Below are 12,529 nucleotides of genomic sequence, written 5' to 3'. Positions count from 1 at the left end.
CTCCGAAGCTGCACGTCGCGCACGACTCGGGCGAAGGTCCGGCGGTCGTGCTGCTGCACGGGATCGCGTCATCGTCGGTCACCTTCAAGAACGTCATCCCGCTGCTCGACCACCACCGGGTCATCGCCCTCGACCTCCTCGGCTTCGGCGAGTCGCCCGCCCCCGCAGGCGCCGAGTACTCGATGGCGGAGCACGTCGCGGCTATCAAGCGCACGCTGCGCTCGCTGAGGATCCGGGGACCGTACACTCTCGTCGGACACTCCATGGGGGCGCTCTTCGCCGCGCGCATCGCCGCAAGGAATCCGCACCGGATCCGCCGCCTCGTCCTGGTGTCGCCGCCCATCTACATCCTGCCCGCCGAGCTCAGCCGTCTGCACGAGCGGGAACTGATGGGCCTGTACCTGCGCGCCTATCGCTTCATCAGGGAGAACCAGGAGTTCACCCTGCGGAATGCGCACATCCTCCAGAGGCTGCTGCCGGTGCGCGGCATGCTCGACATCACTGAGCGCACCTGGACGCCGTTCGTGAAGTCGCTGGCGAACTCCGTCGAGCAGCAGACCGCACTCAGCGACCTCGCAGACGTGCGGGTGCCGGCCGCGATCGTCGTCGGATCCAACGACGAGTTCACGTCGAGCGGGGCGATGAAGATCGCCGGCCGGCTCGAGGGCGTCAGCCTGCACCGGGTGCCGGGCGGCTACCACATGATCGGCCGACGCCTCGCACGCGCCGTCGTGCAGGCGATCGACGCCTGAGCGCAAGCGCCGGGCTCAGGCGATGGCGGTGCCGAACAGCCGTCCGACCGCGTAGGTGACCGCCATCGTGATAAGACCCATGCCGACGTTGCGCAGAACGGCCTTGAGCCGCGGCGCGCCGCCGAGGCGTGCGCTGAGCAGGCCGGTGATGAGCAACCCGAGCGCGACGGCGATCACGCACACCCACACCCGCCAATCGCCGGGGGGAAGCAGGATCGCAGCCAGCGGAATGAGCGCTCCGGCCGCGAACGAGACCAGCGAAGAGAGTGCTGCGGCCCACGGATTGGTGAGGGCGTCCGGGTTGATGCCGAGCTCCGCATCGGCGTGGGCGCGGAACGCATCTTTCGCGGTGAGGTCCTCGGCGACCTGGCGGGCGAGCTCCGGCCTGATGCCCTTGTCGACGTAGAACTGGGCGAGCTCGTCGAGTTCGTGCTCCGGGAGGTTCTCGAGCTCCCACCTCTCTTTCGCCAGCGCAGCCTTCTCGGAGTCGAGCTGTGCACTGACGGACACATACTCGCCGCCGGCCATCGCGAGCGACCCGGCGACGAGGCCCGCGATGCCGGCGGTCGCGATCGCCACCACGCTGCCGGACGCCCCTGCCACGCCGATGACGATGCCGGCGGTCGAGACGATGCCGTCGTTCGCGCCGAGCACCCCGGCGCGCAGCCAGTTCAGCCGGGGGCCGATATCACCCTGATGCTGCTCCTGCGGATGCCCCAGGCTCATGCGGCACCGCGCCAGAGCGCACGAGCACCGGTGTCGCCGACGATGATCATCGAGACAATCGCGAAAACCGCCACGACGCTCAGGGCGATCGCGATGACGACGGAGAGGACGCGGGCGGTGCGGGGATCCGCCACGAGGGCCGCGGAACGGCCCGGGCGCGGCCGCGTGAAGTAGCGGGGCCACGCCCAGTGCACCCAGGTGCCGGCGAACAGCAGTGCGGCTCCGGCGACCGCGACATCCGCGATCTGGGTGTGCGCGGTGATCGCCGCAGTCCGCGTCACCTGCTCCGCGAGCGCCTCTCCCGACTGCTGGGTGACCAGGGTCGCAAGGAACGCGAGAGTAGCGAGCACCGGCAGGACGATGCCGAGCCAGTTGCGCATCTTCGGAATCCATGCGGCGGCGAGGGCAAGCAGGGCGACGACCGGCACCGAGATCACCGCCGCGTGGACGAAGAGAGGGTGCAGCGGCAGTCCGCCGAAAAGCCAGGACATGCGAATAACTCCGTCGATTCGCGAAGGGGATCAAAAGGCGGCACCGTCTGATCGGTCCGATCTGGCGGACCCGCACACCTGTCTACCGGCTGGAATCATCGCGCGCCAGCGAGGCGAGGCTACCCTTATCGGGCCGCGGCACCTGCGGCCGCTACTTCCGACCCTGCGCCGCGACGGCCGCAGCACCCGCCGCCGCCGCCTCGGGGTCGAGGTACTCGCCCGGGTCGAGGGGGGTGAAATCCTTGTCGAGCCGGTAGACGAGCGGGATTCCGGTGGGGATGTTGAGCCCGGCGATGTCGGCGTCGGAGATGCCGTCGAGGTGCTTCACCAGCGCGCGCAGCGAGTTCCCGTGCGCGGTGACGAGCACGGTCTGGCCGCTCGCGAGCGACGCGGTGATGTCGGACTCCCAGTACGGGAGGAAGCGGTCGATGACGTTCTTCAGCGCCTCGGTGCGGGGGACCTCGCCGTCGATGCCGAGGTAGCGCGGGTCGTGCACCTGCGAGTACTCGCTGTCGTCCGGGAGCGGGGGCGGCGGCACGTCGAAGGAGCGTCGCCATACCGCGAACTGCTCCTCGCCGAACTCTGCGAGGGTCTGGGCCTTGTCCTTGCCCTGGAGGGCGCCGTAGTGGCGCTCGTTGAGGCGCCAGGAGCGCTTCACCGGAATCCAGAGACGGTCGGCGGTGTCGAGGGCGAGATTCGCGGTCTGGATCGCCCGGGAGAGCAGGCTGGTGTAGAGAATGTCGGGCAGCAGGCCCGAGGAGGCGAGGAGCTCGCCGGCGTGCTTCGCCTCAGCGACGCCCTGCTCGGTGAGACGCACGTCGACCCAGCCGGTGAACTGGTTGGACCGGTTCCACTGCGACTGGCCGTGGCGAAGCAGGATGAGCGTGTAGGAGGCAGCCATGGAGCCAGCCTAGCCAGGCGCCAAGATAGGGGAATGGCGGGTCGAAGCAGGGCGATCGGGGTGATCACCCGCGGCACCACGAACACCAATCGGCTGCGCCGCGTCGACCGCTGGATCGCCGCGCAGGGCGCCCTGCGGTCGGCATCCGATCCGCTCGTCGTCGACCTCGGGTACGGGGCCAGCGCTGTCACGACGTTCGAGCTGTGGTCGCGGCTGGCGAGGGCGCGGCCGGATGTCTCGGTCGTGGGACTCGAGATCGACCCGGGCCGGGTGGCGACCGCGCGCGCCCAGCTGGACGCGGTGAAGGAGGGACTGACGCCGTTCGACCCCGGGATGGCGGTCTCGTTCGAGCGCGGCGGATTCGAGGTGCCGCTGCCCCTGGGCCGCCGCGCCGCCGTCATCCGGGCGTTCAACGTGCTGCGGCAGTACCGCGAGGACGAGGTCGCCGGGGCCTGGGCGCGGATGACCGCCCGGCTGCAGCCGGACGGGATCCTCGCCGAGGGCACCTGCGATGAGATCGGACGCGTGAGCTCGTGGGTCGCCCTCGGGCCGGAGGGGCCGCATACCTTCACCATCTCGCTCAGGTTGGCCGGCCTCGAATCGCCGGCCGTCGTCGCCGAGCGGCTGCCCAAGGTGCTCATCCACCGGAACGTGCCGGGCGAGCGGATACACGATTTCGTCGCCGCGCTGGATTCCGCCTGGACGCGCGCCGCGCCGCTGTCCGCCTACGGCGTGGTCCAGCGCTGGCTGGGCGCGATCTCGACGCTCAAGGCCGAGGGCTGGCCGGTGATCGGCGGCACGACCCGCTGGCGGCTCGGCGAGGTCACCGTGCCGTGGCAGGCCGTCGCGCCGGCCTAGCCGAGCTTGAGGAGCGCGTCCTCGACGGCGACCCAGGCGAGCATCGCGCACTTCACCCGTGCGACATAGCGCGAGGCGCTCTGGAACACGACCGCGTCGCCCAGCAGGGCCTCGTCGCCCTCGACCTCGCCGCGCGAGCGCATCATCGCCCGGAATCCGGCGATGCGCGAACGCAGCTGCTCGGGGCTGTCCCCGGGGGCGAGGTCGGCGAGGATCGACGCCGAGGACTGCGAGATCGCGCAGCCGTGGCCCTCCCAGCTGATCCCCTCGATGGCGCCCTCCGGTCCGAGGTGCAGCCGCACCGTCACCTCGTCGCCGCAGGTCGGGTTGAGCTGATGCGACTCGGCCGCGGCGCCGTCGCGGAGCCCGAAACCGTGCGGGGTACGGGCGTGGTCGAGGACGACGTCGCGGTAGAGGTCGGCAAGGTCGCTCATGACGCCGCCCCGAAGAATCCGCGCACTCCGGCGAGGCGCTCGAGGAAGGCATCCACCTCGGCCTCGGTGGTGTAGAGGTACGTGCTCGCCCGCGTCGTCGCGGTGACGCCGTAGCGGCGGTGCAGCGGCTGGGCGCAGTGATGACCGACGCGCACGGCGATGCCGGCGTCGTCGAGGTACTGGCCGACATCGTGCGCGTGCACGCCGTCCACGACGACGCTGACCAGCCCCGCGCGCTCGACGCCGAGGCCCGGACCCAGCACCCGGATGCCGGGAAGACTCGCCACCCCGCTGTGGAGGCGCACCGCAAGCTGCGATTCGCGCGCTTCGATCCGCTCGAGGCCGACGCGCTGCAGGTAGCGGACCGCCTCGGCGAGTGCGATCGCCTGGGAGACCTTCTGGGTGCCCGCCTCGAAGCGCTGGGGAGCGGGCAGGAATTCGGCACGCTCCAGCGTGACGGTGGTGATCATGGAGCCGCCGGTGAGGAACGGCGGCAGGGCATTGAGGAGCTCCGCACGGCCGTAGAGGACGCCGATCCCGTTCGGGCCGAGCATCTTGTGCCCGGAGAACGCCGCGAAGTCGACGCCCAGCGCCTTCACCTCGAGCGGACGGTGCGGAGCCGACTGGCAGGCGTCGAGCACGACGAGCGCACCGGCCGCGTGCGCCAGCGAGACAAGGTGCTCGACCGGGTTCACCGTGCCGAGCACGTTGGAGACGTGCGCGAAGGCGACGAGGCGGGTGCGCTCCCCGATGACCTCGGCGGCCTCGCCGAGACGCAGCGCGCCCTCATCGTCGAGGTGGATGATCCGCAGCGTCGCGCCGGTGCGCGCGGCGAGTTCCTGCCAGGGGATGAGGTTCGCGTGGTGCTCCATCTCGGTGGCGACGATCTCGTCGCCCGGGCCGAGGCGGAAGCGATCGGCCTCCGGGCCGCCGCGGCCTGCCGACGCGTTGGAAAGCGCATAGGCGACGAGATTGAGCGCCTCGGTGGCGTTCGACGTCCACACCACCTCGTCCGGCCGTGCGCCGATGAACCCGGCGACCGTCTCGCGCGCCTGCTCGAACACCTCGGTGGCCTCGGCCGCGAGGGTGTGCGCGCCGCGATGCACCGCGGCGTTGAGGTGAGTGAGGAACTCGCGCTCGGCATCGAGCACCTGCACGGGGCGCTGCGCCGTCGCCGCGGAGTCGAGGTAGACGAGCGGGTGGCCGCCCATCTGCTCGCGCAGGATCGGGAAGTCCTCGCGAAGGCGGTAGACCTCGGATTCTTCCAATGCGGTCGCAGCGGCGATCGTCGGCGCGATGGAGCTCATCCTCCGAGCCTAGGCGCGCAACGCGCACCGCGACCCGGCACGTCACGTCACGACGGGCTAACGGGTGCGCGCGCCCAGCCGCGGCAGGCGGGGCACGTCGGCGGTGGCGCCGGCGCCGGGCGGGACGATGACCTCCTGCGCCGCGGCGACGTCGCCGCCCTCGGCGCGCACCATGAGCACGGCGTCCGTCGGCGTCGAGCGCTTGACGACGGCGAGGGCGATAGGGCCGAGCTCGTGGTGGATCGCCGCCGAGGTGATGAGGCCGACGGGATCCCCCCCGAGCAGCACCGGGTCGCCGTGAGCGGGCAGCACCGCATCGCTGCCGTCGAGGTGCAGCATGACGAGGCGGCGCGGCGGGTGGCCGAGGTTGTGCACCTTCGCGACCGTCTCCTGCCCGCGGTAGCAGCCCTTGCTGAGGTGCACGGCGCTGCGCAGCCAGTCGAGCTCGTGCGGGATGCTGCGCTCGTCCACCTCCGCGGCGGCGCGAGGCCGCCACGCGGCGATGCGCAGCGCTTCGAGCGCGGCGGTGCCTGCCAGCGGTGCACCAGATTCCGCGAGCCTCTGCTGCTCGTCGGGGCTGACGATGCTCTCGTACCAGCTCCACTGCGCGGCCGGGTGCTCGCCGAGCGCGTACTGGTGGCCGCCCGCCGTAACGTGCGACCACGGGTCGTGCCACTCGGCCACGATCTCGTGATCTCCACCGGATCGCTGCGCGATCCAGTCGGTCAACGGGATCGAGGAGCCGATCACGGCGTACTCGCCGGTGGCGTCGCGCGGCTCGACCCGCAGCATGAAGCGCATCTTCGTCAGGAATCCGAGCAGCCCGTCGACCTCGGGGCGGTCGACGATGAGCCAGGCCGTCGCGCCGTCGTCGACGACCTTCGCCGCCCATTCGATGCGGCCGGTCGGGTCGAGGACGAGCAGCTCGGTGGACTCGCCGGGCGCGAGGCCGAGCAGTTCCTGCGAAGTGATGGAGTTGAGCCAGGAGAGCCGGTCCGGGCCGGGCACCGCGATGACGCCGCGCGAGGAAAGGTCGACGATCGCGTCCCCGCGTTCGAGAGCGCGCTGCTCGCCGAGCGGGTTGCCGTAGTGCCAGACGGCACCCTCGTCGGGCCAGGGCGCGGCGACGGCGCCCGCCAATCGGAGGAAGGGATTACTGCTCACCGCGCCACCTGCCTGCCGCGGCGGAGGTGCGCGCGACGGTCCACCGGACCACCGCCGTCAGCGAGCGCGTCCGCATCAGTCCACCTTCGCGAGGCGTGCCGAGGCGTGGGTGCGCAGGTGCTGGCCGAGCGCCGCGATGTCCCACGCCCAGAGCAGGTGCCCTTCGACGAGCCCGTAGAGGCGAGTCGCCGCAGCGTACTCCTTCGCCCCGGCAGTGCGCATCACGGCGTCCGTCGCGAGGTCGATGCGGGGGCCCTTCACCTGTCCGAGATACACCTCGCTGACACCGTCCGGATGCACGAGCGAAACCTCGATGTCGAAGCCGTCGGCGGCATTGCGCAGTGTCTCGACCTCGTCCGCACTGCCGAAGGGGCGCTCCCCCACTCCGGGCAGCATGCCGGGGCCGGGATCGCCCGGCTGCAGCGGGCGCGACAGTCGCCAGTAGCCGGTCTCGGCCACCAGCGGCGTGTGCGCGTCGTCGAGCACCCACGAGTACGCGCTGTAGTTGAGGTACGGCAGGCCGTCCTGGCTGAAGCTGATCCGCTGGCCGAATTCGCGCTGCACGTGGTCGGTGCCGATCGTGTAGTCGAGCACGCCGGTGCCCTCCCACACGCCGAGCAGCCACGACAGCGGCACGATCTCGGCGGGAACGCCGATGGGCAGCTCGATCACGAGCGGCCGCTCAGCGCTGGCCGCGGAAGAGGTTGTAGACGACGAGAACGGCCGTGCCGGCGATCGCGAGCCCCGCAAGGCCCAGCAGACCGACGAAGACGAGTTCCAGCGTCACGAGCATGAGACCGAGTCTACCGGTGGAGAAGGAAAACGACGCCAGTCGCGACCACGAGAATGATGACCGCGCCGGTCACGGAGGCGCCGAGGCGGCGCACGAAGCCGCGCTTCTCCTGGGTGGCGAGTTGGATGCACAACGACAGCACGGTGCACCCGCCGAGCGAGATGCCGAGCCAGGCGGCGTCCTCGAACGCGCGCGAGAAGATCGCGATGAGAACGCCGGCCGCGAGCGCCGCCGCCCACACCGCCGCGACGGTGCCGCTCGCCGCCGCGACAGGCAGGGAATCGGAGGACATACGCCCATTCTGCCGCTCAGCACCTGCCCGGCGATCTGTAACCTGCCCGTCATATAGAATTCTCGGCAAAGCGGTCGAGGTGGAGGTGTTATGGCGCAGCTGCTGATCTTGACGTCCGCCCAAGATCACGACGTGCTGCCTGCCCTCGGGCTCCTCACCCACCGCACCCGCACCGTACCCGCAGACGCCTCGTCCCTCGTCAACGCTCCCAGCTGCGACATCATCTTCATCGACGCCCGCCGCGACCTCGTGGGGGCCAAATCCCTCGCGAAGCTGCTCGAGACCACCGGCTCCGCCACTCCGCTGCTGCTCATCCTCACCGAGGGCGGCCTGCCGGCGGTGAACGCCGACTGGGGCATCAGCGACGTCGTCCTCGCCGACGCCGGCCCCGCCGAGGTCGACGCGCGCATCCGGCTCGCCATCGACCGGCAGTCGCGCGACTCGCAGGGCTCCAAGATCCAGACCTCCGGCGTCGTCATCGACGAGGCCAGCTTCTCGGCCAAAGTGCACGGCCGCTCCCTCGACCTCACCTTCAAGGAGTTCGAGCTGCTGCGCTTCCTGGCGACGCATCCCTCGCGCGTCTTCACCCGCGAACAGCTGCTCAGCGAGGTATGGGGCTACGACTACTTCGGCGGCACCCGCACGGTCGACGTGCACGTGCGGCGCCTGCGTGCCAAGCTCGGCGACTCCGAGTCGCTCATCGGCACGGTGCGCAACGTCGGCTACCGCTTCAACGTCTTCGAAGACGGCCAGTGACCCGGGAGGGGCTCGTCGCGGCGGATGCCGCGATCGCGCCCGTCCTCCCTTTCGACGAGCAGACCCGGCTCGATGTGGCCGCCGGCCGCCGACTCGCGTACGAGATCCACGCCATCGACGGCGAGGTCGTCGGGTACGGGGTGCTCGGCCGCGGCCAGCTCGACCTGGAGCTTGCGCCCCGCTGGCGCGGCCTCGGACTCGGCAGGACCGCTGCCGAGTCGCTGCTCGCCCTCGCCGGCACCGGCGCCCTGACGGCCTGGTCGCACGGCGACCACCCGGCCGCGCGCACCCTCGCCGCACGATTCGGATTCCGCGCGGCGCGCACCCTGTACCGGATGACGGCCACTCGTCTCGACCCGCGCGCCGCGCCGAGCGGGCCTGCCGCCGAGATCGCTGCGTTCCGCCCCGGCGCCGACGACGCGGGGTGGCTGGCCCTCAACGCCCAGGTCTTCGCAGACCATCCCGAGCAGGGTGGCGTCACGCTCGCCGACCTCCAGGAGCGGATGGCCGAGCCGTGGTTCCAGGCCGGCGACTTCCTCGTCGCCCGCGACCCGGATGGCGCCATGGTCGGCTACTGCTGGACCAAGTTCGAGCCCGGCGATGACGCCGGCGAGATCTACGTCCTCGGCGTCGAGGGCCGCGTCCGCGGAACAGGCCTCGCCGGCCGCCTGCTCGCCGCCGCCGCCGCGCTGCGGACGCCGCCGGCCGGCTGGTTCCTCTACGTCGACGGCGATAACGACAACGCCATCCGGCTGTACCGGCGGTGGGGTTTCGAGGTCGCCGAGACCCACGTGCAGTACGCCCGCCCGTAGCCTGTAGCCCGGAATCCGGCGTCACCGCCAGTTCACCCGCGCCACAGTGCCCGGTCGGGGCGGGATGACATGATGAAACGCATGGACGCCGAGAACCTCGTGGACGAGACGCCCGCCTACGACATCGACGACGACTTCGAGCCGTGGGCGGCGAATGCCGACGCGACGCTCCCGCACGACCGCTACATCGACCGCGAGCTGAGCTGGCTGTCCTTCAACCAGCGCGTGCTGGAGCTCGCCGAAGATCAGACGCTGCCCGTCCTCGAGCGCACCAACTTCCTCGCGATTTTCGCAAGCAACCTCGACGAGTTCTTCATGGTGCGCGTCGCCGGTCTCAAGCGGCGCATCATCACCGGCATCGCGGTTCCGACGAACGTCGGCAAGGCGCCGCTCGACGTCCTCGCCGACGTCGCCGAGCGCGCGCACGCCCTGCAACTGAGGCATGCCACGGCGTTCCGCGAGCTCGTCTACCCGGAGCTCGCGAGGGCCGGCATCACGCTCGTCGAGTTCGCGAGCCTCGACGCGGCCGAGCGCGCCCAGCTGCGCGATGTCTTCAGCAAACAGATCTTCCCCGTGCTCATGCCGCTCGCCGTCGACCCGGCGCACCCGTTCCCCTACATCTCGGGCCTGTCGCTCAACCTCGCAGTGCGGGTGCGGCACCCCAAGACCCTCAAGGAGCAGTTCGCGCGCCTCAAGGTTCCGACGAACGTGCTGCCGCGCTTCGTGCGCGTCGGTGCGGGGAGCGCGCGCAGCGTGAGATACGTCCTCCTCGAGGACCTCATCGCCAACCACCTCGGCGACCTGTTCCCCGGCATGGAGGTGCTCGATCACCACCTCTTCCGTGTCACCCGCAACGAGGACGTCGAGATCGACGAGGACGAGACCGAAAACCTGCTGCAGGCGCTCGAGAAGGAGCTGCTGCGCCGCCGCTTCGGGCCGCCCGTCCGCCTCGAGGTGCAGGACGGCATCGACCAGGTCACCCTCGACCTGCTCGTGCGCGAGCTCGACATCACCGAGCAGGAGATCTACCGGCTGCCCGGTCCCCTCGACCTGCGCGGGCTGTTCGACCTCGGCCGCCTCGACCGCCCCGAGCTCAAGTACGCGCCCTATGTGCCGACGACGCCGGTCGCGTTCCAGACGAGCGAGCCCAACCAGCCCGCCGACATCTTCGCCGCCCTCCGCCGCCAGGACGTGCTCGTGCACCACCCCTACGAGTCCTTCGCGACGAGCGTGCAGGCGTTCCTCGAGCAGGCGGCGCACGATCCCGATGTCCTCGCCATCAAGCAGACGCTCTACCGCACCAGCGGCGACAGCCCGGTCGTCGAGGCGCTTATCGCCGCCGCGGAGGCGGGCAAGCAGGTGCTCGCCCTCGTCGAGATCAAGGCGCGCTTCGACGAGCAGAACAACATCGAGTGGGCCCGCAAGCTCGAGCGCGCCGGCGTCCACGTCGTCTACGGTCTCGTGGGCCTCAAGACGCACTGCAAGCTGGCCCTCGTCATCCGTCAGGAGAAGGGGCAGCTGCGCCACTACAGCCATATCGGCACCGGCAACTACAACCCCAAGACGAGCCGCATCTACGAGGACCTCGGCCTCTTCACCGCCGACGACCAGGTCGGCAAGGATCTCACTCGGCTCTTCAACGAGCTCTCCGGGTACGCCATCGAGAGGAAGTTCAAGCGCCTGCTCGTCGCCCCGCTGCACCTGCGCAAGGGATTGCTCAAGGCGATCCTCGCCGAGCAGAGCAACGCCGAGGCGGGCAAGCCCAGCGGGATCCGGATCAAGGCCAACTCCCTGGTCGACGAGGCAATCATCGACGCCCTCTACCACGCGAGCCGCGCCGGCGTTCCGATCGACATCTGGGTGCGCGGGATCTGCGCGATCAGGCCGGGCCAGGAGGACTACTCGCAGAACATCCGGGTGCGCTCGACCCTCGGACGCTACCTCGAGCACTCGCGCATCTTCCGCTTCGTGGGCGACGGCGAGCCTCTCGTCTACATCGGCAGCGCTGACATGATGCACCGCAACCTCGACCGGCGCATCGAGGCGCTCGTGCGCCTCACCCGGCCCGAGCACATCGCCGACATCGACGAGATGTTCGACCTGGCGATGAGCGACACCACCGCGTCGTGGGCGCTCGAATCCGACGGCACCTGGCTGCGCCGCAGCATCGCCGAGGACGGCGCACCGCTGGCCGACATGCAGGACCGCCTCATGCAGATCATCCAGTCGAGACCGCGCCTGGCGGTGCGCCGGTGACGGAGGCCGTGTACGCCGCCGGAGCGGTGTGCTGGCGCAACGTCGACGGCGTGACGCGCATTCTCGTCATCCACCGCCCGCGCTACGGCGACGTGACTCTGCCCAAGGGCAAGGTCGACGTCGGCGAGACGCTGCCGCAGGCGGCCGTGCGCGAGGTGGCCGAGGAGACCGGCCTCACCCTCGCGCTCGGAACTCCGCTCGGCCAGACGCACTACCGCATCGGCAGCGGCCGCGAGAAGCTCGTGCACTACTGGGCGGCCGAGGTCACCGACCGAGCGCTCGACAAGTCGGTGTTCCGTCCCAACGACGAGGTCTCGCACTTCGAGTGGGTGACGCTCGACGAGGCCCGCTCCGCACTGTCGTATCCCCACGATCTCGACATCGTCGACGAATTCGTCAGGCTGCACGGCGAACTCGCCCACCCCACCTTCGCCCTCATCGTGCTCCGGCACGCCAAGGCGCTGGCGCGCTCGGAATGGTCCGGCGCCGACTGGAAGCGGCCACTCGCCGCGCGCGGGCAGTTCCAGGCGCGCTCCATCGTGCCGACCGTGCGGGCGTGGAGTCCGAAGCGGATCATCACCTCGAACGCGGTGCGGTGCGTCTCGACCGTGAAGCCGCTGGCGCGGGCGCTGGGCCGTCGGCCGAAGCTCGTCGAGGAACTGAGCCAGGATGCCTGGGACGAGGGCAAGTCGGCGGCGGCCGACATCGTCGCAAAGCGCCTGGAGCGGCGCAAGACCGCGGTGCTGTGCTCGCACCGGCCGGTGCTGCCCGACCTCCTGCTCGAGCTCGCGCTCGCCACGAACACGACGATGGGCGACTACATCCGCGACGCCGCCGCGCTCGAGCCGGCCGCCTTCTCGATCGCGCACCTGCGCGTCGAGGACCCGTTCACAGGCATCCTGGCGATCGAGACGCACCGGGCGCTCATCTGAACCGGACCGGGTTGTTAACCTTCTGTTTACCCCGAGGTCGGCAGCAGGTCAGGCC

Annotated in this window: 14 protein-coding genes; 6 read left to right on the top strand and 8 right to left on the bottom strand. The window is 70.5% G+C overall.

The window, feature by feature from the left end; translation table 11 throughout:
• Positions 1–752 (top strand): alpha/beta hydrolase (locus M7D61_RS01135; protein ID WP_298226748.1); only part of this gene is annotated, 752 nt, incomplete at its 5' end.
• A gap of 15 nt (positions 753–767) precedes the next feature.
• Here the strand turns inward: M7D61_RS01135 and M7D61_RS01130 are convergent.
• From M7D61_RS01130 to M7D61_RS01120, 3 genes are all read right to left on the bottom strand, one after another.
• A complete protein-coding gene (locus M7D61_RS01130) occupies positions 768–1,478 on the bottom strand; it encodes a VIT family protein (RefSeq protein ID WP_298226746.1) in 711 nt (236 codons plus the stop codon).
• Positions 1,475–1,969: a DUF2231 domain-containing protein gene (locus tag M7D61_RS01125; protein WP_298226743.1), complete on the bottom strand. Its 495-nt coding sequence runs from the start codon at positions 1,967–1,969 to the stop codon at positions 1,475–1,477. The genes M7D61_RS01130 and M7D61_RS01125 overlap by 4 nt, the downstream gene beginning before the upstream one ends.
• A gap of 151 nt (positions 1,970–2,120) precedes the next feature.
• Positions 2,121–2,870 (bottom strand): phosphoglyceromutase, encoded by a 750-nt coding sequence (locus M7D61_RS01120; protein WP_298226741.1) that lies wholly within the window; start codon positions 2,868–2,870, stop codon positions 2,121–2,123.
• A 33-nt stretch (positions 2,871–2,903) separates the two neighbouring features.
• Here M7D61_RS01120 and M7D61_RS01115 point away from each other — a divergent pair, with 33 nt between their 5' ends.
• Positions 2,904–3,728: a class I SAM-dependent methyltransferase gene (locus M7D61_RS01115; RefSeq protein ID WP_298226738.1), complete on the top strand. Its 825-nt coding sequence runs from the start codon at positions 2,904–2,906 to the stop codon at positions 3,726–3,728.
• Here the strand turns inward: M7D61_RS01115 and sufU are convergent.
• From sufU to M7D61_RS01090, 5 genes are all read right to left on the bottom strand, one after another.
• Complete coding sequence (gene sufU / locus M7D61_RS01110; RefSeq protein WP_298226736.1) at positions 3,725–4,162, bottom strand: Fe-S cluster assembly sulfur transfer protein SufU; 438 nt, start codon at positions 4,160–4,162, stop codon at positions 3,725–3,727. The genes M7D61_RS01115 and sufU overlap by 4 nt on opposite strands.
• Complete coding sequence (locus M7D61_RS01105) at positions 4,159–5,469, bottom strand: SufS family cysteine desulfurase (protein ID WP_298226734.1); 1,311 nt, start codon at positions 5,467–5,469, stop codon at positions 4,159–4,161. Before M7D61_RS01105 ends, sufU begins: the two co-directional genes overlap by 4 nt.
• Before the next feature lie 57 nt (positions 5,470–5,526).
• Entirely contained in the window at positions 5,527–6,633 is a 1,107-nt protein-coding gene (locus M7D61_RS01100; protein WP_298226732.1) for a glycine cleavage T C-terminal barrel domain-containing protein, read from the bottom strand.
• Positions 6,634–6,708: 75 nt separating this feature from the next.
• Entirely contained in the window at positions 6,709–7,305 is a 597-nt protein-coding gene (locus M7D61_RS01095) for an FABP family protein (protein ID WP_298226730.1), read from the bottom strand.
• Positions 7,306–7,436: 131 nt separating this feature from the next.
• The gene (locus M7D61_RS01090; RefSeq protein WP_298226728.1) at positions 7,437–7,718 is read right to left on the bottom strand and encodes a hypothetical protein; all 282 of its coding nucleotides are present in this window, start codon (positions 7,716–7,718) and stop codon (positions 7,437–7,439) included.
• 90 nt (positions 7,719–7,808) lie between these two features.
• Here M7D61_RS01090 and M7D61_RS01085 point away from each other — a divergent pair, with 90 nt between their 5' ends.
• The 4 genes from M7D61_RS01085 (at position 7,809) to M7D61_RS01070 (ending at position 12,474) form a co-directional block, all read left to right on the top strand.
• Complete coding sequence (locus tag M7D61_RS01085) at positions 7,809–8,474, top strand: response regulator transcription factor (protein ID WP_298226726.1); 666 nt, start codon at positions 7,809–7,811, stop codon at positions 8,472–8,474.
• The gene (gene mshD, locus M7D61_RS01080; RefSeq protein ID WP_298226724.1) at positions 8,471–9,286 is read left to right on the top strand and encodes a mycothiol synthase; all 816 of its coding nucleotides are present in this window, start codon (positions 8,471–8,473) and stop codon (positions 9,284–9,286) included. Before M7D61_RS01085 ends, mshD begins: the two co-directional genes overlap by 4 nt.
• Positions 9,287–9,355: 69 nt before the next feature.
• Positions 9,356–11,542, top strand: coding sequence for an RNA degradosome polyphosphate kinase (locus M7D61_RS01075; RefSeq protein WP_298226723.1), 2,187 nt, complete (start codon positions 9,356–9,358; stop codon positions 11,540–11,542).
• Positions 11,539–12,474 (top strand): NUDIX domain-containing protein, encoded by a 936-nt coding sequence (locus M7D61_RS01070; RefSeq protein ID WP_298226720.1) that lies wholly within the window; start codon positions 11,539–11,541, stop codon positions 12,472–12,474. The genes M7D61_RS01075 and M7D61_RS01070 overlap by 4 nt, the downstream gene beginning before the upstream one ends.
• The last annotated feature ends 55 nt before the right edge of the window (positions 12,475–12,529 follow it).

The organism is Gryllotalpicola sp. (genome assembly GCF_027352875.1).
Taxonomy (GTDB): Bacteria; Actinomycetota; Actinomycetes; order Actinomycetales; family Microbacteriaceae; genus Gryllotalpicola.
The sequence above is the reverse complement of the archived record's forward strand: the minus strand, read 5'-3'. Positions and strand labels throughout refer to the sequence as shown.

Bases quoted from the DNA above. Each gene is read 5' to 3' on its own strand.
- M7D61_RS01115 (WP_298226738.1), top strand. From the start codon at position 2,904: ATGGCGGGTCGAAGCAGGGCGATCGGGGTGATCACCCGCGGCACCACG.
- M7D61_RS01085 (WP_298226726.1), top strand. From the start codon at position 7,809: ATGGCGCAGCTGCTGATCTTGACGTCCGCCCAAGATCACGACGTGCTG.
- M7D61_RS01125 (WP_298226743.1), bottom strand. From the start codon at position 1,969: ATGTCCTGGCTTTTCGGCGGACTGCCGCTGCACCCTCTCTTCGTCCAC.
- M7D61_RS01075 (WP_298226723.1), top strand. From the start codon at position 9,356: ATGATGAAACGCATGGACGCCGAGAACCTCGTGGACGAGACGCCCGCC.
- M7D61_RS01120 (WP_298226741.1), bottom strand. From the start codon at position 2,870: ATGGCTGCCTCCTACACGCTCATCCTGCTTCGCCACGGCCAGTCGCAG.
- M7D61_RS01130 (WP_298226746.1), bottom strand. From the start codon at position 1,478: ATGAGCCTGGGGCATCCGCAGGAGCAGCATCAGGGTGATATCGGCCCC.
- sufU (WP_298226736.1), bottom strand. From the start codon at position 4,162: ATGAGCGACCTTGCCGACCTCTACCGCGACGTCGTCCTCGACCACGCC.
- M7D61_RS01090 (WP_298226728.1), bottom strand. From the start codon at position 7,718: ATGTCCTCCGATTCCCTGCCTGTCGCGGCGGCGAGCGGCACCGTCGCG.
- M7D61_RS01105 (WP_298226734.1), bottom strand. From the start codon at position 5,469: ATGAGCTCCATCGCGCCGACGATCGCCGCTGCGACCGCATTGGAAGAA.